At 56.4% G+C, this 23,077-nt stretch carries 25 protein-coding genes; 16 read left to right on the top strand and 9 right to left on the bottom strand.

Annotation, left to right across the window (positions count from 1 at the left end; genetic code table 11):
• Nucleotides 1-14: 14 nt before the first annotated feature.
• Nucleotides 15-1,193 carry an MFS transporter TsgA gene (gene tsgA / locus AC6I8B_RS17635; RefSeq protein ID WP_031593897.1) on the bottom strand — a complete coding sequence of 393 codons (1,179 nt, stop codon included), beginning with the start codon at nt 1,191-1,193 and terminating at the stop codon, nt 15-17.
• A gap of 261 nt (nt 1,194-1,454) precedes the next feature.
• Between tsgA and ppiA the strand changes: the two genes are divergently transcribed.
• The 5 genes from ppiA to argD all read left to right on the top strand — a co-directional run bounded on the left by ppiA (nt 1,455) and on the right by argD (nt 4,799).
• Nucleotides 1,455-2,027: a peptidylprolyl isomerase A gene (gene ppiA / locus AC6I8B_RS17630; RefSeq protein WP_003852970.1), complete on the top strand. Its 573-nt coding sequence runs from the start codon at nt 1,455-1,457 to the stop codon at nt 2,025-2,027.
• 99 nt (nt 2,028-2,126) lie between these two features.
• Nucleotides 2,127-2,297 carry a YhfG family protein gene (locus tag AC6I8B_RS17625; protein ID WP_010253095.1) on the top strand — a complete coding sequence of 57 codons (171 nt, stop codon included), beginning with the start codon at nt 2,127-2,129 and terminating at the stop codon, nt 2,295-2,297.
• On the top strand, nt 2,287-2,880 hold the full coding sequence (locus tag AC6I8B_RS17620) for a putative adenosine monophosphate-protein transferase Fic (protein WP_022624052.1): 594 nt from the start codon (nt 2,287-2,289) through the stop codon (nt 2,878-2,880). Before AC6I8B_RS17625 ends, AC6I8B_RS17620 begins: the two co-directional genes overlap by 11 nt.
• A 41-nt stretch (nt 2,881-2,921) precedes the next feature.
• A complete protein-coding gene (locus AC6I8B_RS17615) occupies nt 2,922-3,497 on the top strand; it encodes an aminodeoxychorismate/anthranilate synthase component II (RefSeq protein WP_033758980.1) in 576 nt (191 codons plus the stop codon).
• 81 nt (nt 3,498-3,578) lie between these two features.
• A complete protein-coding gene (argD, locus tag AC6I8B_RS17610; RefSeq protein WP_022624054.1) occupies nt 3,579-4,799 on the top strand; it encodes a bifunctional acetylornithine/succinyldiaminopimelate transaminase in 1,221 nt (406 codons plus the stop codon).
• A gap of 1 nt (nt 4,800) precedes the next feature.
• On the opposite strand, the gene AC6I8B_RS17605 is transcribed toward argD, so the two are convergent.
• Together AC6I8B_RS17605 and crp are read right to left on the bottom strand one after the other, a co-directional pair.
• Nucleotides 4,801-6,876: a YccS/YhfK family putative transporter gene (locus AC6I8B_RS17605; protein ID WP_033785676.1), complete on the bottom strand. Its 2,076-nt coding sequence runs from the start codon at nt 6,874-6,876 to the stop codon at nt 4,801-4,803.
• 57 nt (nt 6,877-6,933) lie between these two features.
• Nucleotides 6,934-7,566, bottom strand: a complete 633-nt coding sequence (gene crp / locus AC6I8B_RS17600) for a cAMP-activated global transcriptional regulator CRP (RefSeq protein WP_003852956.1) — start codon at nt 7,564-7,566, stop codon at nt 6,934-6,936.
• 303 nt (nt 7,567-7,869) lie between these two features.
• On the opposite strand from crp, the gene AC6I8B_RS17595 reads away from it, so the two are divergent.
• On the top strand, nt 7,870-8,274 hold the full coding sequence (locus AC6I8B_RS17595; protein WP_010253071.1) for an OsmC family protein: 405 nt from the start codon (nt 7,870-7,872) through the stop codon (nt 8,272-8,274).
• 385 nt (nt 8,275-8,659) lie between these two features.
• On the opposite strand, the gene AC6I8B_RS17590 is transcribed toward AC6I8B_RS17595, so the two are convergent.
• The 3 genes from AC6I8B_RS17590 to AC6I8B_RS17580 form a co-directional block, all read right to left on the bottom strand.
• Nucleotides 8,660-9,529 carry a phosphoribulokinase gene (locus AC6I8B_RS17590; RefSeq protein WP_010253068.1) on the bottom strand — a complete coding sequence of 290 codons (870 nt, stop codon included), beginning with the start codon at nt 9,527-9,529 and terminating at the stop codon, nt 8,660-8,662.
• A gap of 61 nt (nt 9,530-9,590) precedes the next feature.
• A complete protein-coding gene (locus AC6I8B_RS17585) occupies nt 9,591-9,809 on the bottom strand; it encodes a YheU family protein (protein WP_010253066.1) in 219 nt (72 codons plus the stop codon).
• Nucleotides 9,810-9,813: 4 nt separating this feature from the next.
• Nucleotides 9,814-10,830: a hydrolase gene (locus AC6I8B_RS17580; protein ID WP_157353854.1), complete on the bottom strand. Its 1,017-nt coding sequence runs from the start codon at nt 10,828-10,830 to the stop codon at nt 9,814-9,816.
• A gap of 57 nt (nt 10,831-10,887) precedes the next feature.
• Between AC6I8B_RS17580 and AC6I8B_RS17575 the strand changes: the two genes are divergently transcribed.
• Entirely contained in the window at nt 10,888-11,490 is a 603-nt protein-coding gene (locus AC6I8B_RS17575) for a LysE family translocator (protein WP_010671578.1), read from the top strand.
• Nucleotide 11,491: 1 nt separating this feature from the next.
• On the opposite strand, the gene AC6I8B_RS17570 is transcribed toward AC6I8B_RS17575, so the two are convergent.
• Nucleotides 11,492-12,472 carry a LacI family DNA-binding transcriptional regulator gene (locus tag AC6I8B_RS17570; protein WP_010253055.1) on the bottom strand — a complete coding sequence of 327 codons (981 nt, stop codon included), beginning with the start codon at nt 12,470-12,472 and terminating at the stop codon, nt 11,492-11,494.
• Between the two features lie 236 nt (nt 12,473-12,708).
• Between AC6I8B_RS17570 and tauA the strand changes: the two genes are divergently transcribed.
• Genes tauA through tauD form a run of 4 tightly spaced genes read left to right on the top strand, consistent with a single transcriptional unit; the run spans nt 12,709 to nt 16,123 of the window.
• Nucleotides 12,709-13,686: a taurine ABC transporter substrate-binding protein gene (gene tauA / locus AC6I8B_RS17565; RefSeq protein WP_157353851.1), complete on the top strand. Its 978-nt coding sequence runs from the start codon at nt 12,709-12,711 to the stop codon at nt 13,684-13,686.
• Nucleotides 13,687-13,695: 9 nt separating this feature from the next.
• Nucleotides 13,696-14,463, top strand: coding sequence for a taurine ABC transporter ATP-binding subunit (gene tauB, locus AC6I8B_RS17560; protein ID WP_010253049.1), 768 nt, complete (start codon nt 13,696-13,698; stop codon nt 14,461-14,463).
• A complete protein-coding gene (gene tauC, locus AC6I8B_RS17555) occupies nt 14,460-15,287 on the top strand; it encodes a taurine ABC transporter permease TauC (RefSeq protein WP_010253046.1) in 828 nt (275 codons plus the stop codon). Before tauB ends, tauC begins: the two co-directional genes overlap by 4 nt.
• Nucleotides 15,284-16,123, top strand: a complete 840-nt coding sequence (gene tauD / locus AC6I8B_RS17550; protein WP_010253043.1) for a taurine dioxygenase — start codon at nt 15,284-15,286, stop codon at nt 16,121-16,123. Before tauC ends, tauD begins: the two co-directional genes overlap by 4 nt.
• Before the next feature lie 32 nt (nt 16,124-16,155).
• On the opposite strand, the gene AC6I8B_RS17545 is transcribed toward tauD, so the two are convergent.
• A complete protein-coding gene (locus AC6I8B_RS17545) occupies nt 16,156-18,060 on the bottom strand; it encodes an ABC transporter ATP-binding protein (RefSeq protein WP_010671582.1) in 1,905 nt (634 codons plus the stop codon).
• Nucleotides 18,061-18,172: 112 nt separating this feature from the next.
• On the opposite strand from AC6I8B_RS17545, the gene kefG reads away from it, so the two are divergent.
• From kefG to slyD, 4 genes are all read left to right on the top strand, one after another.
• Complete coding sequence (gene kefG, locus AC6I8B_RS17540; RefSeq protein WP_010253037.1) at nt 18,173-18,724, top strand: glutathione-regulated potassium-efflux system ancillary protein KefG; 552 nt, start codon at nt 18,173-18,175, stop codon at nt 18,722-18,724.
• The gene (gene kefB / locus AC6I8B_RS17535; protein ID WP_010253035.1) at nt 18,725-20,530 is read left to right on the top strand and encodes a glutathione-regulated potassium-efflux system protein KefB; all 1,806 of its coding nucleotides are present in this window, start codon (nt 18,725-18,727) and stop codon (nt 20,528-20,530) included.
• Nucleotides 20,531-20,553: 23 nt separating this feature from the next.
• Entirely contained in the window at nt 20,554-20,748 is a 195-nt protein-coding gene (locus tag AC6I8B_RS17530) for a YheV family putative zinc ribbon protein (RefSeq protein ID WP_010253033.1), read from the top strand.
• Between the two features lie 197 nt (nt 20,749-20,945).
• A complete protein-coding gene (gene slyD, locus AC6I8B_RS17525) occupies nt 20,946-21,512 on the top strand; it encodes a peptidylprolyl isomerase (RefSeq protein ID WP_010671583.1) in 567 nt (188 codons plus the stop codon).
• A 95-nt stretch (nt 21,513-21,607) separates the two neighbouring features.
• On the opposite strand, the gene AC6I8B_RS17520 is transcribed toward slyD, so the two are convergent.
• On the bottom strand, nt 21,608-21,826 hold the full coding sequence (locus tag AC6I8B_RS17520; protein ID WP_010253031.1) for a SlyX family protein: 219 nt from the start codon (nt 21,824-21,826) through the stop codon (nt 21,608-21,610).
• Nucleotides 21,827-22,095: 269 nt separating this feature from the next.
• Between AC6I8B_RS17520 and fkpA the strand changes: the two genes are divergently transcribed.
• A complete protein-coding gene (gene fkpA, locus AC6I8B_RS17515; RefSeq protein ID WP_010253030.1) occupies nt 22,096-22,941 on the top strand; it encodes an FKBP-type peptidyl-prolyl cis-trans isomerase in 846 nt (281 codons plus the stop codon).
• Nucleotides 22,942-23,077 lie beyond the last annotated feature (136 nt).

Genomic DNA, 23,077 nt, shown 5'->3' with positions numbered 1-23,077 from the left:
GCCGCCCTGAATGATTAATGCGTAACGTGACCGTGCGAGCGATGTTTAGTGACCAGCCCCAGCAGGACACACATCACAAACACCACCGCGTAGAGGCCGTTAGCGGTGGCCAGCGCCGTGTGCACGCCGCTCTTCTCAACAATCGGCGCGGTCACCACGAAGGTCAGCATGGTGCCGACGGTACCGCAGGTCAGAATGAAGTTCACCAGCTTCGGTGACGCCACTTTGGTCTGCAGCGAACCGAGCGTGATGATAGTGGTGTAAATCGCGCTGGAGCTGAAGCCCAACACCATAATGATCCACTTCAGCATGCTGGCATCCTGGCTGCTGACGAACCAGTACATCAGCACGGTAGCCAGTCCCGCCAGCACCATCAGAATGCGTTGCAGATCGAAGAAGCGCAGCAGGAAGCTGAAGGCCCACATCCCCACCATATAAGCGGTCCAGAAGCTGCCCACCAGTTGTCCGGCATCATTAATATTCATGCCCATGACTTTAGTGGCATATTCCGGCACCCAGGAGATAAAGCCAAGCTGGCCCAGAATGTAGCAGAGCGCCGCCACTGCCAGCAGCAGCACGCCCACACCCCATTTTTCTTTCTCAACTGTCGGGCTGTTTTCGGGCTTACGCAGCACCGGGAACTCGACAAACAGCGTCATGATGAAGATCGCGACGTAGATAAAGCCGATGCAGACGTAGACCCAGTACCACGGCAGCTGACGCGCCAGCAGAATCCCCGCCAGCACCGGAAACAGCGTGCCCGCCATGCTGAAGAAGGAGTCGGTAAACAGCAGGCGCGAACCGCGCTGGCGGCCTTCATACATATGGGTGATCAGGAAGGTGCCGATCGACATAGTAATGCCGCTGACCACGCCCAGCACAAACATACAGAGCGAGAAGACGGTCAGATCGCGGCTGGTCATCAACCCGATTATCGCCAGTACCATCAGGACGAAGCCGAAAATCAGCTGACGCTTCAGTGGCACAATCACCATCAGCCAGGCGTTCAGGAAAACCGCCGCCAGGATGCCGCTGTTGAGGAAGGTGAAGGTATTACTCATGCTGGAGATGGGGATCTGGAAATCTTTTGCGATATCGCCCATTACCATGCCGGTAACAATCACCAGCGCGCCGGTAAGCGCGTAGGAGAAGAAGCTTATCCAGGTGAGGCCAATACGATTACGGTTTGTCATGTTCTGAACCTGTTGAGAACCGGGTGCCAAAAAGTGTCAGAAAGTGTAAACGGAACCGTGATCTTAATAAACAACCAGTGAAACCAGAGATCCATATTTCATGTGTTGTGTGATTTTAATCACGTAATTGCCGGGGTTTAACGTTTGCTCCCCCCATTTGCTGCCACAGCGTAAATATAGGTAAAACGCTGGCTCCTGGAATAGAGTCTCTTTACAATCAATCACGTTTTTGTGCCCGCTCTCCCAGGTAAGGAATCTTTCATGTTTAAACGTACTTTAACAGCGGCCATCACCCTGTTAGCGCTCTCTTCCGTTTCCGCCCAGGCGCTGGCTGCAAAAGGTGACACCCACGTTCTGCTCACCACCTCCGCCGGCAATATCGAACTCGAACTGAATAACCAGAAAGCGCCGGTTTCTGTGAAAAACTTCGTTGATTACGTCAACAACGGTTTTTACAACAACACCATTTTTCACCGCGTGATCCCGGGCTTTATGGTGCAGGGTGGGGGCTTCACTACGGACATGCAGCAGAAGCAGACCAACGCGCCGATCAAGAATGAAGCGGATAACGGCCTGCGTAACCTGCGTGGCACGATTTCCATGGCGCGAACCGCCGATAAAGACAGTGCGACCAGCCAGTTCTTCCTCAACGTCGCGGATAATGCATTCCTCGATCACGGACAGCGCGATTTTGGCTATGCCGTATTTGGTAAGATTGTGAAAGGTCAGGATGTGGTTGAAAAAATTTCTCAGGTACCGACCAAAGATGTGGGTCCTTACCAGAATGTTCCATCCAAACCGGTAGTTATCCTCTCCGCCAAAGTCCTGCCTTAAGTCCGTTCGTCGCCATCTGCGGATGGCGACCGCCTGCCGCATCCGGCAAAGCCAGAATTTGCTCTTATACTTAGGGCAAAAACCTGAGCAGGAGGCGGCATGGCGAACAAACTCACCGAAAAACAGAAGGTCACCCTGTGGCGACAGCGGCGTAGCGCCAGCTATCAGGCCAGCTGTCGGCTGGAAGGCTTCTCGCCAAATGAAACCAGCGTAAACAGCGATGATGCGGCCGCACGTCTGGCGTCACTGAGGAGGCAATATGGACTCTAATACCGCCGTCAGCCAGGATCCCTACCTGTGGCAGCATGACAATGTGCTGAAAAACCTGCCCGATATTCACGATGCCGCGCAGCTGCGTAAGGCGGAGCTGAGTTTTAGTGCGGCGCGTGCCGCCACGCTGGAGCTGGGCCCACGTAATCCTGGACTGCCTTACCTGCGCCAGATCCACCGTACGCTGTTTCAGGACGTCTACAGCTGGGCTGGTGAACTGCGCACTATCGATATCTGGCGCGATGAGACGCCGTTCTGTCATTTCGAATATATCGAAAAGGAAGGTAACGCCCTGATGGCCGCGCTGGAGGAGGAGAAGGGCCTTGCTGACCTGCCACGTGACGCGTTTATTGAGCGTGTTGCCCACTACTACTGCGAAATCAATATGTTGCATCCTTTCCGCCACGGCAACGGTCGGGCGCAGCGGATTTTCTTTGAACAGCTGGCGCTGCATGCCGGTTATCTGCTCTCCTGGGAAGAGACTGACGCTGAAAGCTGGAAAGCGGCGAATCAGGCTGGTGTGGCCGGAGACCTGACTTTGCTGGAGCAGGTATTTGCGAAAGTGGTGAGCGAGGCGGCTTAACCGCGTAGAATAGCGGCGCGGGTAATTATTCTGGACTGGCCATGCTGCTGCTTATCGACAATTACGACTCCTTTACCTGGAATCTTTATCAATATTTCTGCGAGCTGGGCGCGCAGGTTCAGGTGGTGCGCAATGATGCCATCACGCTGGAGCAGATGGCGGCGTTACCGCTGACTCATCTGGTAATCTCCCCTGGTCCCTGCACGCCGTCGGAGTCAGGCATTTCGCTGGCGGCGATCCGGCATTTCGCCGGTCAGCTGCCTGTGCTGGGCGTCTGCCTGGGCCATCAGGCAATTGCGCAGGCGTATGGCGCGCAGGTCGTGCGCGCGCGTCAGGTGATGCACGGCAAAACCTCTGCGATTCAGCACACCGGACAGGGCGTGTTCCGCACTCTGAATAATCCACTAACCGTGACCCGCTACCATTCGCTGATTGTACAGCGCGACTCCCTGCCAGATGCCTTCGAGGTGACTGCCTGGACGGTGCGTGACGGCGAGCCTGACGAAATTATGGGATTCCGCCATAAAACCCTGGCGCTGGAAGGCGTGCAGTTCCATCCCGAAAGCATTCTCAGCGAGCAGGGACATCAGCTGCTGCGCAATTTCCTTGAGCAATAAGTTGCCTTTGAGTGATTTTTTATGCATATTTTGTGATTATTATTTCAAAGTTGCACATCAGTCATCTAAATGGGGTCATCTATGGCAGCGGAAAAAATTGCGGTCACGCGGGAGACGTTCGATAACGTTATTTTGCCTGTTTATGCACCTGCGCAGTTCGTGCCGGTAAAAGGCAAGGGCAGTCGTGTATGGGATCAGCAGGGCAAAGAGTATATCGATTTCTCAGGTGGTATCGCCGTCACCGCACTTGGACACTGCCATCCTGCGCTGGTGGAGACGCTGAAAAGTCAGGGCGAGACGCTGTGGCACACCAGCAACGTCTTCACCAACGAACCGGCGCTGCGTCTTGCCAGTAAGTTAATTCAGGCGACCTTTGCCGAGCGGGTCTTCTTCGCTAACTCCGGGGCCGAAGCCAACGAGGCCGCCTTTAAGCTGGCGCGCTACTACGCCTGCAAACGTCACAGCCCATTCAAAAGTAAGATTATCGCCTTTCATAACGCCTTTCATGGCCGGACGCTGTTTACCGTCACGGTCGGCGGACAGCCAAAATATTCTGATGGGTTCGGGCCTAAACCGGCGGATATCGTCCATGTGCCGTTCAATGATCTGAACGCAGTAAAAGCGGTCATTGACGATCATACCTGCGCCATTGTGGTTGAACCGATTCAGGGTGAGGGCGGCGTCGTGCCCGCAACGCAGGAATTTATGCAGGGACTGCGTGAGCTTTGCGATCAGCACCAGGCGCTGCTGGTGCTGGATGAAGTGCAGAGCGGCATGGGGCGCAGCGGCAAGCTATTCGCCTATGAGCATTATGGCATCCAGCCCGATATTCTGACCTCAGCCAAAGCGCTGGGCGGCGGTTTCCCGGTCAGCGCCATGCTGACCACTAACGAGATCGCCTCGACCATGGCGCCGGGCGTGCATGGCACCACCTATGGCGGCAATCCACTCGCCTGCGCCATCGCCGAAACTGCGCTCGATATTATCAATACGCCGGAGGTGCTGGCAGGCGTTGAGACACGTCGTCAGCACTTTGTCACGGCGCTGCAGGCCATCGATGCGAAGTATGATCTCTTCAGCGATATTCGCGGCAAGGGTCTGCTGATTGGCGCGGCGCTGAAACCGCAGCATGCCGGTAAAGCACGCGACATCCTGAATGCCGCGGCCGCAGAAGGCGTGATGGTGCTGGTTGCCGGCACCGACGTGATGCGTTTTGCCCCGTCACTGATCATTGAGCCTGCCGACATCGAAGAGGGCATGAGCCGCTTCGCCACGGCCGTCGGCAACGTGCTCAACGGCTAGCTTAGTTTTTACGTAAGCGTCTGATCAGCCAGCGGCCATGTTGCGGCCGCTGGTTCCACGCCAGCGATGAGATGGTGTACATCACGCTCAGATGATCGAGAATGCGCCGCACATGCTGCTCCACCACCGTGATCGGTCCCTCACTGATGTTCTCCAGCTCATCCAGCAGGTTAACCTGTGAGCTTTCACCATCATATTCCAGCCGCTGCTGACACCGCTGCAGCGCGATTTCACAGGATTGCAGGTAACGCTCAGCCAGCGAGGCAGTGAGCATGGTGTGCTCCCGCGCCAGAATCGTCATGGCGTTGATATGCTCGACGATAAACTGACTGTGCGTGACCCAGAGCCGCATATCACTCAGATAGCGGGAGTTGAACGCGGGTTCCTGCATCGCCTGATTCAGTGAGTTAAACAGCGCATTGTGTGCCTGATTGACCTTCACCCGCTGATAAGCCAGTTTCTCTGGTGACTGTTCGTCACCCAGCAACAGCTGTAGCGCATCCTGATAGGTTTCCAGTGCGTCATGGGCGTTCTGCCGCAGTAAGCCGCTCTGCCACTGCGGCCACAGCCACAGCATCCCGCCAAAGGCGATCAGACAACCCATCAGCGTATCCATGAGACGTGGCAGCAGAAACTGCGCGCCATTCAGCGACAGCAATTGCAGCGAGTAAACCGCCGTGACCGTAAAGCCAATCATCGACCAGCCATAGAACTGGCGGGTAAAGCGATAGCTGATAAAGGTAATCGCCAGCATGATCAGCAGTACCAGCGACTCTGGCACCGCCATGCGCAGCGTGGCAGCCGCGATCACCAGACCGGCAAAAGTGCCCAGCGCCCGGTGCTGAATGCGGACACGGGTAGCGCTGTAGCCGTTCTGGCTGACGAACATGATGGTCATCAGGATCCAGTAGGGTTTGGGGATGTTGAAGAACAGAGCCAGCGCGCTGCCCAGCATCAGCATCACCGCAAAGCGGCCGGCAGTGCGCAGGGCCGATGAGCGGAACGAGAGATAACTGCGCAGCGCCGGTAACAGCGGCAGACGGCGCTGGCGGTCAGCCATCAGATCGCGCTGATAAAGGGGTTTCTGGGTGCGCAGAACCCGCGCGATGCGGTTGAAGTGGTAAAGGCAGAAGTTACCCACCGGATTGTCGGGATGCTGATGGGCGATTTTCTCCAGCGCGCCGAGCTGTTTATCCATCGCAAAGCGATCGGGTAGCTGGTGATAGAGAATGTTATCCGCCAGCACCCGCAACCGGGCCGAGATGGTTTTGGCATTCCAGCGGATCACCGCTTCGGCGTGGCTCTGTTCGACCAGCTTCTGCACCTCTTCCGGCCGATGCAGGCTGACCGAGATATGTTCCTGCAGATCCAGCGCCACCTGAAAGGCGCGCGTCAGCCGTTTATGGCTGTGATCGCGGCTTGCCGACAGCATATGCATCTGCTGATAACAGGTGTTAATCAGATCGACCACTTTCTGCTGACGAGCCAGCAGCGGCGGCAGCGCCTTTTCCGGATCGGTCAGCTGCGTCAGCAGGGTATATTTTGCGTCGCAGTAGTTAGCCAGCTCGCGGTAGATCAGGCTCAGGCTTTCGCGCATCGGCTGCTCTTTCCACAGCCAGAACCAGAACCAGTTAAAGAGCCCGTACCATAGCGTGCCGCCGATATAGAGCAGCGGGGGAACATAGATTGGCATGCGGCCAATCAGGCTCAGGGTAAAGATGGCGGCAATCAGGGTGCCGGGCAGCAGACGGCCATGCAGCGGGCTGATCTCCCCGGTAACGCCGAGCAATAAGGGCATAGCAAACAGGATCAGCGGCAGCGGAATAGCATGCAGGGTGAGCCACTGCATCAGAAAGCTGCCGAGGGCAAACAGGCTGCCGCCAACAATCAGGCGTTTGAAGAAGCGTTTATGCGGGGTATCCAGACCGGCGATGTTGCAGCAGGCGGGCACTAATGAGAACAGCAGACCTTTTTGCAGGTCGCCAGCCAGCCAGCCCAGCGCCACCGGCAGACAGAGCACCAGCGTTTGCCGCAAGGCGTAGTTAACTTCAGGATGGTAAATAATTCGACGCCACATCGGCCCAACACAAACAATAACGGCGTGATGTTGCCATCACGCCGTGGGTGACAGGAATTAGCGGGTGCCGTAAACGACGATGGTTTTGCCGTGTGCGGAGATCAGGTTCTGATCTTCCAGCATCTTCAAAATACGGCCCACGGTTTCACGTGAACAACCAACAATCTGGCCAATTTCCTGACGAGTGATTTTAATTTGCATGCCGTCGGGATGCGTCATGGCATCTGGCTGCTTCGCCAGGTTGAGCAGGGTCTGTGCAATGCGTCCGGTTACGTCGAGGAAAGCGAGGTTACCCACTTTTTCAGACGTCACCTGCAGGCGACGCGCCATCTGCGATGAGAGTCGCATCAGGATGTCAGGGTTAACCTGGATCAGCTGACGGAATTTCTTGTAAGAAATTTCCGCCACTTCGCACGCGCTTTTCGCACGTACCCAGGCGCTGCGCTCCTGGCCTTCTTCGAACAGGCCAAGTTCACCAATAAAATCGCCCTGATTCAGGTAGGAAAGAATCATCTCTTTGCCTTCTTCATCTTTAATCAGAACCGCAACGGAACCTTTCACGATGTAGTAAAGCGTTTCTGCTTTTTCACCTTGGTGAATCAGCGTACTTTTGGATGGATACTTGTGAATATGGCAATGGGACAGGAACCATTCGAGTGTAGGGTCTGTTTGCGGTTTGCCGAGAACCATTCGCTATTATCCTCTGTTGTAATCGTGCCCAAAATACAGGGGGCAGTTTTCCCTGTCAGGCGGTGAAAGCTTCAAGCGTTTCCATTTCAGGAAATTATTCGGGCCGCATCAGGCGCAGTGCGCATCATCCTTCCCGGCTTCGTCATCGGGTGACGAAAAATATTTTCAGCACTGTTTGTAGCACAGCTTTTGCCGACTGTCTTCTGTTGTCTCGCTTCAGCTACGGGCGGATTTCTCTGGATTGCTGTTTACCAGGCGAAAGCGTACTCTGGCGACAAAACAGCGTATTCCGGAGCAAAAATCATGCAGGCAAGAGTGAAATGGGTAGAAGGGCTGACATTCCTCGGAGAATCCTCATCCGGCCATCAGATACTGATGGATGGAAATTCGGGTGATAAAGCGCCCAGCCCAATGGAGATGGTGCTGATGGCGGCGGGCGGATGCAGCGCGATTGACGTGGTATCAATTCTGCAAAAAGGCCGAAACGATGTGGCTGATTGTGAAGTAAAACTGACCTCAGAACGTCGTGAAGAGGCGCCGCGAATCTTTACGCACATCAACCTGCATTTTATCGTGAGTGGCAAAGCCCTCCAGGATAAAGCGGTCTCACGCGCTGTGGATCTTTCTGCTGAAAAATATTGCTCTGTGGCCATCATGCTGGGTAAAGGCGTCAACATTACGCATAGCTATGAAGTGATTGAGCTGTAGTAGCCGCAGGGGTTATTGCAGACCTGCTAACTTCACTTCCAGTATCTGATGCAGGTTGCTTTAGGACTGTGCCTGGGCCGGGAATCCGCTTTGATACTGTGCCTGCGTATTGAACAGGGTCAGAGCGGTTTGTGTCGGTCCGCTGTCAGACTGTGCCTGCGCTGGGAACCGGGTCAGATCGGAAAGTCGCTTAAGCCAATCCCTGGCCGCTCGGCCCGCGCCGTCCCTGGCGCGGGACGCTTTCCTCTTCTGACCCGGTTCCCTGCGTGTTAAGCTTTTTCGCTGCTGTCAGATTCATCCTGCATTGGCATTGGCATTGGCATTGGCATTGGCATTGGCATTGGCATTGGCATTGGCATTAGTCTGGAAAGGCCCTTTTGGCCTCTTACTCTATTCGTTTGCCTTCCATCAGCCGCTTCACCAGCGGACCCATGATCAACTCCATCGCCAGACCCATTTTGCCGCCAGGCACCACCAGCGTATTGATGTGCGAGATAAACGAGCCCTGCAGCATCGCCAGCAGGTAGGGGAGGTCGATATCTTCCAGCGCCTGGAAGTGGATCACCACAAAGCTCTCATCCAGTGACGGAATAGCGCGGGCAGCGAACGGGTTTGAGGTATCGACGGTCGGGACGCGCTGAAAGTTGAGGTGAGTGCGTGAGAACTGTGGTGTGATGAAGTTGATGTAATCTTCCATCGAGCGCACCACCGAATCCATGACCGCTTCACGTGAATGGCCGCGCTCGCCGGTGTCGCGCACCAGCTTCTGAATCCACTCCAGGTTCACAATCGGCACCACGCCAACCAGCAGATCAACCTGTTCTGCTACGTTGTGCTGCGCCGTTACCACGCCGCCGTGCAGCCCTTCGTAGAAGAGAATATCGGTGTTCTGCGGCAGCGGTTGCCACGGCGTAAAGGTGCCGGGCACCTGATTCCACGGCACTGCTTCATCATAGGTATGCAGATATTTACGCGACTGGCCCTGTCCGCTCTGACCATACTCTTTAAAGCTCTGCTCCAGCAGGCCAAAGTCATTGGCTTCCGGGCCGAAGTAGCTGACATGACGTCCTAAATCGCGCGCCTTACGAATCGCCATATCCATTTCAGGGCGGGTAAAGCGGTGAAAACTGTCACCTTCCAGCTCCGCCGCATGAAGATCGAGCTGCTGAAAGATTTTGCGAAACGCCACGCTGGTGGTGGTGGTCCCTGCGCCGCTGGAACCAGTCACCGCGATAATGGGATGACGTGCAGACATAGAAAAGCTCCCTGTGAGGTCGGGCAATAGGCATTGTTAACACGAAATGCCGTTGGGTGCATCAGCCACGAAATTCTTTGCGCGGCATGATATTGACCGATTCGTGCAGTTCCGACCACACCAGTACCACTTCACCCGTTTCCAGCTGACGTCGCACATCGGCCACCTTGTCGATCAGGCTGCGTTCCTGCTCGCCATAGTCCGTGCCTTCGCGCAGCACAAAGGTTTCAATCAGATTTTCAAGGGTCTCAGGTGAGACCTGTTGCCAGGGAATAATCACGAGATCAGTTATCCAGAAAAGGGGCGATCCACTGGGGGATACGCTGTTCCAGCCACATTTCAGGCTGGCGTAATGTCCCACCAACAAAACCTACATGGCCGCCGTGTGGTGTCAGTTGATAAGTAATAGTGGCAGATAATTGGCTGCTGTGCGGGATCACCTCATCACTCATAAAAGGATCATCTTTGGCGTGAATGATCAGCAGCGGTTTCTCTGCGTGCTTCAGCCAGGGCATGGCGCTGGCACGATGATAGTAATCGGCCGCATCCAGAAAACCGTGGGCGCGGGCGGTAATGGCATCATCAAAGTCGCGCAGTCGACGTAGCGCTTTCAGCTGCGCCAGATTGACCGGCAGCGTATCCGGCCAGGCGTGCAGTTTGCGGCGGGCATTTTTCTTGAGCTGCGCCAGCAAATAGTATTGATAGACGCGTGAGAAGCCGCGTTCCAGTTTTACGCTACAGGGCTCCAGCAGCAGCGGAGCGGAGACAATGACGCCCGCGTCTACCTCAGCGGCTGCGCCCTGCTGGCCCAGCAGGCAGCCCAGCATGTTACCGCCCAGCGAGAAACCCACCGCCGCGGTGGGTACGCGGCCCCAGCGGGAGCGCAGCCAGTGCAGAAAAAAGCGGGCATCTTCGGTTTCGCCAGAGTGATAGATGCGGTTGAGCCGATTCGGTTCGCCGCTGCAGCCGCGAAAATGCATCACCACCGCCAGCCAGTCGCGCGCGCGGCAGATCGCCATCAGGCCATGAATATAGGGGCTATGAAAACTGCCCTCCAGCCCATGAAACAGCACCACGCGCGGTTTATGCTGCGCGAACTGCGGATCTTCACTCCAGGCGAGATCGACGAAGTCGCCATCCGGCAGGTCGAGACGTTGCCAGTGGGGATCGCCCGCGATACGACGACGTAGCAGGCGCGGCAGCAGGGTCTGCAGGTGCGCATTACGCAGACTCTCAGGAGGCGTGAAGTGCTCGTTTTCCGGTCCGGTAAATTTCATGTGGTAAAAGCTTGTCTGTTCCATATCACACTGTTAGCTTCGATAAGTTTTTTCTTGCAGGGTAAGGAGTACCCGATTGCCATGGAACTGAGTCTTTTCTTATCAATGTTGGGATTTCTTTGGGTCGCGGCCATTACGCCCGGGCCTAATAATATGTTACTCACCGCCTCGGGCGCTAATTTTGGCTTTATGCGCACCATTCCGCTGATGATTGGCATCATGATCGGAATGCAGGTGATGCTGCTGATGGTGGCCTTTGGCGTCGGCGGGCTGATCCTGCTCTATCCTTCGCTGCACCTGGTGCTGAAAATCGCCGGTAGCCTCTATCTGCTCTGGCTGGCATGGAAAATCGCTACCGCCAGTTATGAGAAGCTGGAAACCGATCAGGCGCCGGATGCGCCGATGCCCTTCTGGCAGGGCGGATTGTTGCAGTTGATCAATCCCAAGGCCTGGCTGATGGCGCTGGGCGCGGTCGCCAGTTTCAGCCTGGCCGGTGACGCATATCGCCATTCAGTGATGGCGATAAGCATCGGCATGTTTCTGGTTAATCTGGTATCGGGTGTTATCTGGATGGGATTTGGTGCGATGATCGGCCGCATTCTGCGCAGCCGTCGCGCCTGGAAAATTTTTAACCTCGCCATGGGGCTGCTGACCGCCGCCTGCGTGCTGTTAATCTGGCACTAAATTAGCTGGATGCGCGTTCAACGCGCGTCCAGGGCAGCACCTCGCGGATGACTGGCGCATTAGGATTGCGGATCTTCTGCAGCAGCAATTGCACGCTACGCGCGCCCAGCTGGTTCATCGGCTGCTCGATGGTCGTCAGCGGCGGATTCAGGCTGCGGGTAAACGACACGCCATCAAACCCGACCACCGCCAGATCTTCCGGCACGCGCAGACCCGCTTCCAGCGCCGCATGCACCACGCCTACCGCCAGCACATCTGAAACCGCAAACACCGCATCCGGCGGTTCCGGCAGCGCCATCAACTCCCTCAGCCCCTGACTGCCCGCCTCACAGGAGATTTCGTAAGTGTAGGAGACGCCGGACCACGCATACCCCAGCTCCTCAATCGCCTGCCGGTAGCCCTTTTCACGATGATGTGAGTAAAGGTAACGCATGTCGCCATTGATCAGCCCGATGCGTTTACGCCCTTTACCGGCAAGGTAATGGACGGTGTCGCGCGCGGCTTCAAGGTGATCAATGCTGACCGAGGAGGCGGGGATATCCGGATCAAATTCGCAGCACTGCACCCAGGGCGCCCCGGCAATGAGCGCCTGCAAATCCTGTAAACCGGAGGCCGCATCCATCGTAATCACGCCATCGACCACTTTTCCGGTCAGCAGGGAGAGATAAGCGGCTTCACGCTGGAGCTGCGAGGCGGAGTTACAGAGCAGGATGTGATAGCCGTGCAGTTCCGCTTCGGCCTCGATGCCCTGAACCACGCGTGAACAGAAGGGATTGGTGATATCCGAGATCAGCACCAGCAGCATGTTGCTTTGCGACGTACGCAGCTGACGCGCCAGTAAGTTGGGCTGATAGTCGCAGGCAGAGATTGCCGCCAGAACTTTCTCACGCGTATCGGGCTTCACGCCGGGATGCGCGTTGAGAACCCGCGATACCGTGGCTTTGGAGACGCCAGCCAGCTGAGCGACTTTCTCGATCGACATCGGATTCAGAAACCTTAACAGGCAATAATTGGGAACGCATATGAATAGCACAGGGACAATGTGAGCGCCTGACATTTTTGCTTACTTTAGCTATTTTCAGCATTTGCGATTTTTGACTTAGTTTTGCAGATAGTGATCTAAGAACTTATTTCTATTAGGGATAATTTTTAATTCCTTTATGAAACTATAGCGCGCAGAGACACTGCCTCCACTATAAAAACGGTGGGGTAGTGATTATGGCAGCAACACGTTTAACTTTTTTAGCCGCAGCGCTGGCGCTGCTGGCGTTTCGGGCTGATGCGGTCAATGTCACCGTGGCTTACCAGACCTCGGCTGAGCCGGCGAAAGTGGCGCAGGCTGACAACAGCTTTGCGAAAGAAAGCGGGGCCAGCGTTGACTGGCGCAAATTTGACAGCGGCGCCGGGGTATTACGTGCGATGGCGTCCGGTGACGTCCAGATTGGCAATATCGGTTCCAGCCCGTTAGCGGTCGCGGCGGCGCAGAAGCTGCCGATTGAAGCCTTTTTACTCGCCTCTCAGCTGGGCAACTCTGAAGCGCTGGTGGTGAAGAAGAACATCACTACGCCCAAAGATTTAATTGGCAAACGCATCGCGGTGCCGTTCATCTCTACCACCCACTACAGCCTGCTGGCTGCGCTGAAACACTGGGGCATCAAACCGTCACAGGTACAGCTGGTCAATCTGCAGCCGCCAGCGATTATTGCTGCCTGGCAGCGTGGCGACATTGATGGCGCTTACGTCTGGGCACCGGCGGTTAATGAGCTGGAAAAAGAGGGCAAGGTGTTAACCGACTCTGCGGAAGTGGGAAGCTGGGGATCGCCGACGCTGGATGTCTGGGTCGTACGCAAAGATTTTGCTCAGCAGCATCCGGAGATCGTGACTGCTTTTGCCCGCAGCGCGCTTGACGCGCAGCAGGCCTACCTGAACAGCCCCGACAGCTGGCTGAAGCAGTCCGATAACCTCGGCAAACTCTCTCGCCTCAGCGGTGTGCCGGAAGCACAGGTGCCCGGTCTGGTGAAGGGCAATACCTACCTCACGGCGCAGCAGCAGGTTGAGCAACTGGGCAAACCGGTCAATAAAGCGATCGTCGATACCGCGCAGTTTCTGAAAGCACAGGGCCGGGTGCCGCAGGCGGATAACGACTACAGCAGCTATGTGACCTCCCGTTTCGTCGAGCCATTAGTTAAACCTTAAGGAGGCACTATGCTGCGCATCGCTCACCTTAATGCCCGTTATGCCGGACAGCCGGTGTTGCAGGATATCAATCTGCAGCTGGATAGCCATGAACTGCTGGTGGTGCTCGGCCCCTCCGGCTGCGGCAAAACCACACTGCTCAATCTGGTTGCCGGTTTCCTGCCGGTGGAGTCGGGCAGCATCACGCTGGATAACCAGCCGGTGACCGGGCCTGGTGCGGAGCGCGGCGTGGTGTTTCAGCATGAAGGATTACTGCCGTGGCGCAATGTGCTGGATAACGTCGCCTTTGGCCTGCAGCTGGCGGGGATGTCACGCCCGGATCGCGACACGATTGCCCGCCGGTTAATCAGGCAGGTGGGGCTGGAGGGCGCGGAAAAGCGCGCCATCTGGCAGTTGTCCGGCGGTCAGCGTCAGCGGGTGGGCATTGCGCGCGCGCTGGCTACCGATCCACAACTGCTGTTGCTGGATGAGCCTTTCGGCGCACTGGATGCCTTTACCCGAGAGCAGATGCAAACCCTGCTGCTGACGCTATGGCGCGACAGCGGTAAACAGATTCTGTTGATTACGCACGACATAGAAGAGGCGATTTTCCTGGCCAGCGAACTGATTCTGCTGTCGCCAGGACCGGGCCGCATCGTTGAGCGGCTGCGTCCTGGCTTTGGCCAGCGCTTTGCCGCAGGGGAGTCGTGCCGCAGTATCAAATCCGATCCGCAGTTTATCGCCCAGCGCGAGTATGTGCTGAGCCGGGTCTTTGATCAGCGGGAGGCGTTTGCATGAGTGCACTCATCAATGACAAGTCTCTGCCGGTGCGCCGTCGTTTGCGCTGGCCGTTTTCAACCGCCTTTACGCTGAGCATGCTGAGTCTCTCTCTGCTGTTGCTGCTCTGGTGGGGCGTGACCGCGCTGGGCCTGATTGCCCCGCTGTTCCTGCCGTCGCCGCAGCAGGTGTTAAGCAAGCTGCTGCTGATTGCCAGCGCGCAGGGCTTTATGGATGCCACGCTGTGGCAGCATCTGGCCGCCAGCCTGACACGAATGCTGATTGCGCTGACTGCCGCTGCCGCCATCGGTATTCCTGTAGGGATCCTGATGGGCCTCAGCCCGGTCGCTCGCGGGTTGCTCGATCCTCTGATTGAACTCTATCGCCCGATTCCGCCACTCGCCTATCTGCCATTGATGGTGATCTGGTTCGGCATTGGAGAGACCTCGAAAATCCTGCTGATCTATCTGGCGATTTTCGCGCCGGTGACGCTCTCCACCCTGGCCGGCGTGCGTAACACGCAGCAGGTCCGACTGCGTGCGGCTCGCTCGCTTGGGGCTAATCGCTGGCAACTGCTGCGCTGGGTGATTCTGCCAGGCGCGTTGCCGGAGATCCTCACCGGTCTGCGCATCGGTCTGGGGGTTGGCTGGTCAACGCTGGTGGCCGCTGAGCTGATTGCCGCCACGCGGGGGCTGGGTTTTATGGTGCAGTCAGCAGGAGAATTCCTCGCCACCGATGTGGTGCTGGCGGGTATCGCGGTAATCGCCTTTATTGCTTTTAGCTTAGAACTCGGGCTCCGCGCGTTGCAGCGCCGTCTGACGCCCTGGAGTGGAGAACAATCATGAACGAACGTCTCAGTTTTACCCCGCTTGGCCCGTACATTGGCGCGCAGGTCTCAAACCTGGATGTGTCTCGCCCATTGAGTGATGCTCAGTTTGAGCAGCTTTATCATGGCCTGCTTCGTCATCAGGTGCTGTTTCTGCGTGACCAGAAAATAACGCCGGAACAGCACCGCGCGCTGGCAATCCGCTTTGGCGATCTGCACATCCATCCGGTCTATCCGCATGCGGAAGGCGTCGAGGAGATTATCGTGCTGGATACCCATCAGGATAATCCGCCAGATAATGACAACTGGCATACCGATGTCACCTTTATTGATACGCCACCAGCGATCGCCTTGCTGGCCTCGAAGGTGTTACCGGAGTCGGGGGGTGACACGCTCTGGACCAGCGGCATTGCGGCTTACGAAGCGCTCTCTGAACCCTTTAAGCAGCTGCTGGCAGGTCTCCATGCCGAGCATGATTTCAAAAAGTCATTCCAGGAGTATAAGTACCGCAAAACGGAGGAGGAGCATCAGCGCTGGCAGCAGGCGGTAGCAAAACATCCGCCGGTGCAGCATCCGGTCATCCGCACCCATCCGGTCAGCGGCAAAAAAGCGCTGTTTGTGAATGAGGGCTTTACCACGCGGATCGTCGATTTAAGCGAGAAAGAGAGTGATGCGGTGCTGGGCTTTCTGTTTGCGCACGCCACCAAACCGGAGTTTCAGGTGCGCTGGCGCTGGCAGCCAGACGATCTGGCTATCTGGGATAATCGGGTCACGCAGCATTATGCCAATGCTGATTACTATCCTGCCCGGCGCATCATGCAGCGGGCAACGGTGCTGGGCGATAAACCCCGTTAAAAGAGAATCTCCCCGCGAGCGGGGAGATTTTTTTATGAGGCCATAATCTGTTCGAGCTGTTCCTGCGCTTCCAGCCACGCCATCTCCACCTCTTCCAGCGCAGATTTGCTCTCCGCCTGACGCTGCAGCGCGGTGGTCAGGTCCGCTTTACGGCTCTGTTCATAGATAGCGCTGTCTGAGAGCTGAGCTTCGGCTTCGGCCAGCTGGCTCTGCCATTTGCTCATCTGCTTTTCCAGCTTCTCTATCTCTTTGCGCAGCGGCTGCGTCTGGGTGCGCAGTTCAGCATCACGACGCTTCTGGTCTTTACGCGCCTGGGCACTGTTGCCGTTATCCTGCTTCGGCGCGGCATCCTGTTGCGCCTGCTGCTTCTGCAGATCGCTCAGCCACTTCTGATAATCTTCGAGATCGCCTTCAAACACATCCACTTTGCCATCATGCACCAGATAGAGATCGTCGGTGGTCGCGCGCAGCAGATGTCGGTCGTGCGATACCACGACCAGCGCACCTTCGAAGTCGATCAACGCTTCGGTCAGCGCCTGGCGCATATCGAGATCGAGATGGTTGGTGGGTTCATCCAGCAGCAGCAGGTTAGGGCGCTGCCAGACAATCAGCGCCAGCACCAGTCGCGCTTTCTCTCCGCCGGAGAAGCGCTCAGTGATTTCAGTGACTTTATCGCCGCGGAAATCGAAGCCGCCCAGATAGTCGCGCAGCTGCTGTTCCAGCACCTCAGGCGCAATACGCGACAGATGCTGCAGCGGTGACTCATCGGCCCGCAGGTACTCCAGCTGATGCTGGGCGAAGTAACCGAGCTTGATCCCTTTCGCCAGACCCATCTTGCCGTCCATCGCCTCCAGCTCACCCGCCAGCAGCTTAATCAGGGTTGATTTACCGGCACCGTTACGTCCCAGCAGGCCGATGCGCGAGCCGGGGACCAGGTTGAGCTTGATGGCGTCGAGAATAATACGATCGCCATAACCCGCGGTGACCTTCTCCATCTTCATCAGTGGATTAGGCAGGTTCTCCGGCTTGCGGAAAGTGAAGCTGAATGGGTTATCGACATGGGCGGGCGCAATCATCTCCATGCGCTCCAGCATCTTGATGCGGCTCTGCGCCTGCTTCGCCTTGGTGGCCTGGGCACGGAAGCGATCAATGTAGCTGTGCAGGTGCGCCACTTTCTCCTGCTGGCTCTCATACAGCGACTGCTGCTGAGCCAGTTTGGCGACGCGCTGCCGCTCAAAGGAGCTGTAGTTGCCGGTATATTCGAACATCGACTCCTGTTCGATATGAATAATTTTGTCGATGACGGGATCGAGGAAGTCACGATCGTGCGAAATCAGAATCAGCGTGCCTTCATAACTCTTCAGCCAGCGCTCCAGCCAGATCACCGCATCGAGATCGAGGTGGTTGGTCGGTTCATCCAGCAGCAGCAGATCGGAACGACAAATCAGCGCCTGTGCCAGGTTGAGGCGCATGCGCCAGCCACCCGAGAAGTCGCTGACCGGGCGTTGCAGCTGTTCCTGACTGAAGCCCAGACCATGCAGCAGGCTTGAGGCGCGCGCATGGATGCTCCACGCCTGCACCGCGTCCAGCTTGCCATGCAGCAGCGCGATGGCATTGCCATCGTCACGCAGATTGGCGTCCGCCAGTTCTGCCTCAAGCTGGCGAAACTGGCGATCGCCATCAATCACGTACTCCAGCGCGGCTTTATCCAGCGCAGGGGTTTCCTGATTCACCCAGGCCAGCGCCCAGTGAGTGGGGAAAGTGACGGTACCGGCATCGCTGGTGATTTCACCTTTTAACAGCGACAGCAGCGTGGATTTTCCACAGCCGTTTTTACCCACCAGCCCGACCTTCTGGCCGGGATTAATGGTGGCGGTGGCATTGTCGAGCAGGACGCGGATGCCGCGGCGAATTTGTAAGGCTGAGAAGACAATCATGTAAGCGCCGTATCGTCAGAATATGTTAATTTACTGGCAACATAATGAGATTTTGCTGCGTCGTGCATGGTAGCGGAAAACCGCACCAATGACGACGCTTTGGAGGGAAAGGATGTCGCAGCCACCCAGGGTTTTGCTGCTTTATGCTCATCCGGAATCACAGGATTCGATCGCCAATCGGATTCTGCTGCAGCCGGCTCAGGCACTGGAACACGTTACCGTGCACGATCTGTACGCAACCTATCCGGATTTTTTTATCGATATTCACCATGAACAACAGCTGCTGCGTGAACATGATGTCATCATTTTTCAGCATCCGCTCTATACCTATAGCTGTCCGGCGCTGCTGAAAGAGTGGCTGGACAGGGTTCTGTCGCGCGGTTTCGCCAATGGCGTGGATGGCAATGCGCTGGAAGGAAAGTACTGGCGCAGTGTCGTCACCACCGGAGAACCGGAAAGTGCCTTCAGACATCAGGGTCTGAACCGCTATTCGCTCAATGACATTATGCGTCCTTTTGAGCTGACCGCGCAGATGTGCCGTATGCACTGGATGCCGCCGATGATCGTCTACTGGGCGCGTCGTCAGAGTCCTGAATTAATGAAAAATTACGCCCGCGCCTATGGCGACTGGCTGGCGGCACCGCTGCCGAATGGAGGAGTATAGATGGAAGGGCAAACGCTGCTGACCGCCGGGGTGATTTATCTGGTCGCGGCGGTATTGATTGTACCGGTGGCGGCGCGCCTCGGTATTGGTGCAGTTCTGGGCTATCTGGTGGCGGGTATCGCTATCGGCCCGTGGGGATTAGGCTTTATCAGCGACGTCGACGAGATTCTGCACTTCTCTGAGCTCGGCGTGGTGTTCCTGATGTTTATTATCGGGCTGGAGCTGAACCCGGCAAAGCTGTGGGCGCTGCGCCGCTCCATTTTTGGCGTCGGCGCGGCGCAGGTGATCTTCTCAGCGGCGATTCTGGGCGGCTTATTATGGCTGACCAACTTTAGCTGGCAGGCGGCGATCATTGGCGGGATTGGTCTGGCGATGTCCTCGACCGCTATGGCCCTGCAGCTGATGATGGATAAAGGCATGAACCGCAGCGAAGCGGGGCAACTGGGCTTTTCGGTGTTGCTGTTTCAGGATATCGCGGTGATCCCAGCCCTGGCGCTGATCCCGCTGCTGGCCGGAACCGACAGCGGTCATATCGACTGGATGAAGGTCGGCATGAAAGTACTGGCGTTTGCCGGCATGCTGGTAGGCGGACGCTATCTGCTGCGGCCTATCTTCCGTTACATCGCTGCGTCGGGCGTGCGCGAAGTCTTTACCGCCGCTTCGCTGCTGCTGGTGCTGGGCTCCGCGCTGTTTATGGATGCGCTGGGTCTGTCGATGGCGCTGGGGACCTTTATTGCCGGGATCCTGCTGGCGGAGAGCGAGTACCGGCATGAGCTGGAAGTCGCCATCGACCCGTTTAAAGGTTTACTGCTGGGCCTGTTCTTTATTTCGGTTGGCATGGCGCTCAACCTCGGTGTGCTCTATACCCATATTGTGACCATCCTGCTGGGTGTCGTGACGCTGGTGGCGGTGAAAACGCTGGTGCTCTATCTGCTGGCGCGCATTTATGGCTTGCGCAGCTCTGAGCGGCAGCAGTTCGCTGGCGTACTGAGTCAGGGGGGCGAGTTCGCCTTTGTGCTCTTTTCCGCGGCCTCCTCGGCAAAGCTGTTCTCTGGCGATCAACTGCCGATGCTGCTGGTGACGGTAACCCTGTCGATGATGACCACGCCGCTGTTGATGAAGGGAATCGATCGTCTGCTGGCACGCCGCTTCAATGAGCCGGATGACGAGGCAGAGAAACACTTTGTCGAAGACGATCAGCCGCAGGTGATTGTGGTGGGCTTTGGTCGCTTCGGGCAGGTCGTGGGGCGTTTGCTGATGGCGAATAACAAACGCATCACCGTGCTTGAGCGCGATATCAGTGCAGTCAGTCTGATGCGGAAATATGGCTATAAGGTCTATTACGGCGACGCCACCGAACTGGAGTTGCTGCGGGCCGCCGGTGCGGCCAGCGCTCAGGCGATTGTGATCACCTGTAACGAGCCCGAAGATGTGATGACGATTGTACATCTGTGCCAGCAGCATTTTCCGCAGTTGCAGATTCAGGCGCGCGCCCGGGGCCGTGTAGAAGCGCATGAACTGCTTCAGGCGGGCGTCACGCAGTTCTCGCGTGAGACCTTCTCCAGTGCGCTGGAGCTGGGACGTAAAACGCTGATGACGCTGGGGATGCATCCGCATCAGGCGCACCGCGCCCAGCAGTATTTCCGCCATCTTGATATGCGGATGCTGCGCGAGCTGATGCCCAATCTCTCTGAAAGCGCGCAGGCTTCGCGCGTCCGTGAAGCGCGGCGTGAACTGGAAGATATCTTCCAGCGCGAAATGCAGCGCGAAAAGCGGCAGATCGACGGCTGGGACGATGATGAATAACCTCTTTAAACAGGCAGAAGCTAATGCGTAAACGTTTTATTGCTGGTGCGACATGCCCGCACTGCCAGGAGAAGGACACGCTGGCAATGTGGCGTGAAAATAATGTCGATGTGGTGGAGTGCGTGAAGTGTGGTCACCAGATGCGTGAGGCCGATAAGCAGGCGCGCGATCAGGTTCGCACTAATGAGCAGGTTATCGGTATTTTTCATCCTGAGTAGCGGAATGGCGCAGCTTTTTTTACGCCTGGACTTACAGCGGGATTGAATTCCGTTACAATTGTCGCCATTAACGCTGTAGTCGCAAGAGAAAGTGAAAACCCTCTTGTACTCAGCCCCGAACCTTTCTGGTTGGTGTTATTGCACGAAAGAATAGACCAATGAGACGGGATCTCAGCTCTCAACGGTTAGGAGATATCATGAAAGTAGCAAAAGACCTGGTGGTAAGCCTGGCCTATCAGGTACGTACAGAAGACGGCGTGTTAGTTGACGAGTCACCGGTGAGTGCACCGTTAGACTACCTGCACGGTCATGGTTCCCTGATTTCTGGTCTGGAAAATGCGCTGGAAAACCACATTGCCGGCGACAAGTTTGACGTGCATATCCCGGCAAACGATGCCTACGGTCAGTATGACGATAACCTGGTGCAGCGCGTTCCTAAAGACGTCTTCATGGGCGTTGACGAACTGCAGGTTGGCATGCGCTTCCTGGCAGAAACCGATCAGGGCCCGGTACCGGTAGAAATCACCGAAGTGGAAGATGATCACGTCGTGGTTGATGGTAACCACATGCTGGCGGGTCAGAACCTGAACTTCAACGTTGAAGTGGTTGCTATCCGCGAAGCCACGCCGGAAGAACTGGCTCATGGCCACGTTCACGGTGCAGATGGCCATCATCATGACCACGATCACGGCCATGATCACGACCACGACCATGATCAGGGTAAAGGCGGTTGTGGCACTGGCGGCTGCGGCTGCAGCCACTAAGTCTCAACAGACCTTTCAAGGCCACCCTCGGGTGGCCTTTCTTTTGTCGCGTATTCTGGTTCTGCCCGGGTAAGCCGGGGCCAGATAGCCCGCGATCAGTAGTGCGGTGGTGGCGTCTCTTCAGATTGTGAGGCGACGATCGATGGCGCATTCGCTTTGAGCTTGTCGGTTAAAATGCGCATCTGCTCACGCATCTTATTCATCTCCAGCTCGTGCTGAACGACCGCGCTGTTCAGCTGATCGATAGTCATCTCCTGAAAGGCCAGTTTGCTCTCCAGCGTCTCCAGACGCTGTTCCCACTCAGATTGTTGCATGACCTGTTCCTCTGTTAAGGTGCGACTCGGGGCGTGATTCTACGATCTGAATGCCAGGAATCACCTGTTTTTTTCACGCCCGGAGGCGTTGCGCTTGAAAAAAGGCAGCGCGGCATCATCTCTGATGAAACTTCCCGATGTTATAAAGGTCGGAGGTTAACCGGGTAATTACATTGTGGGAGTGTTCGACACTGCCACGTAAAGTTATAGTGTGGACCCTGAAGTCCGCAATGTTTCCCGAGGTTAGACGCTTCGGTTTTGGAGAATGGATGAAATCACTGTTTAAAGTCACATTGTTAGCTACCACCATGGCTGTTGCGCTGAATGCTCCGCTGGCAATGGCGGCAGATACCGCTGCGGCGCCACAGGCTGCACCAGCCGCCGCGCCACAGTCTGCGCCTCAGGCACCGAAAAATGCTGCCTTCAAAGATGAAGACCAGCAGTCTGCCTACGCGCTGGGTGCTTCGCTGGGTCGCTACATGGACAACTCCCTGAAGGAGCAGGAAAAACTGGGCATCAAACTGGATAAGCAGCAGCTGATCGCTGGTGTTCAGGATGCATTTGGTGGCAAGAGCAAACTCTCTGATGAAGAGATTGAGCAGACGCTGCAATCCTTTGAAGGCCGCGTGAAAGGCGCAGCCTCAGCGAAAATGGAAAAAGATGCGAAAGAGAACTCTGAAAAGGGCGAAGCTTACGCAACCAAATTTGCTAAAGAGAGCGGCGTGAAGAAAACCGAAAGCGGCCTGCTGTATAAAGTTGAGAAAGAGGGTACCGGCGACGCACCTAAAGACAGCGACACTGTAGTGGTAAACTACAAAGGGACGCTGATTGACGGTACTGAATTCGACAACTCTTATACCCGTGGCGAGCCACTCTCATTCCGTCTGGATGGTGTCATCCCGGGCTGGACTGAAGGTCTGAAGCACGTGAAGAAAGGCGGCAAGATCAAGCTGGTGATCCCACCAAATCTGGCTTACGGCAAAAATGGCGTTCCGGGCATCCCGGCTAACTCCACCCTGGTGTTTGATGTCGAGCTGCTTGATATCAAACCAGCGCCAAAGGCAGATGAAAAAGCACAGGCTCCAGCGCCTGCTGCTGCAGAAAAAGCGCAGTAATCTGCTGACCGCCGCCTCCGGGCGGCGGTTTCATTTCGGCTTCACGACAAACCTCTGGCATAAGCCGACGACATTTGCCAGACTAATGCCTGCCTAATTATCCCAATATTGAGTCTGCCCATAAGCCGCTGTGACA

This window comes from Pantoea sp. X-Soil-ISGK-285, assembly GCF_059730815.1.
The sequence above is the reverse complement of the archived record's forward strand: the minus strand, read 5'-3'. Positions and strand labels throughout refer to the sequence as shown.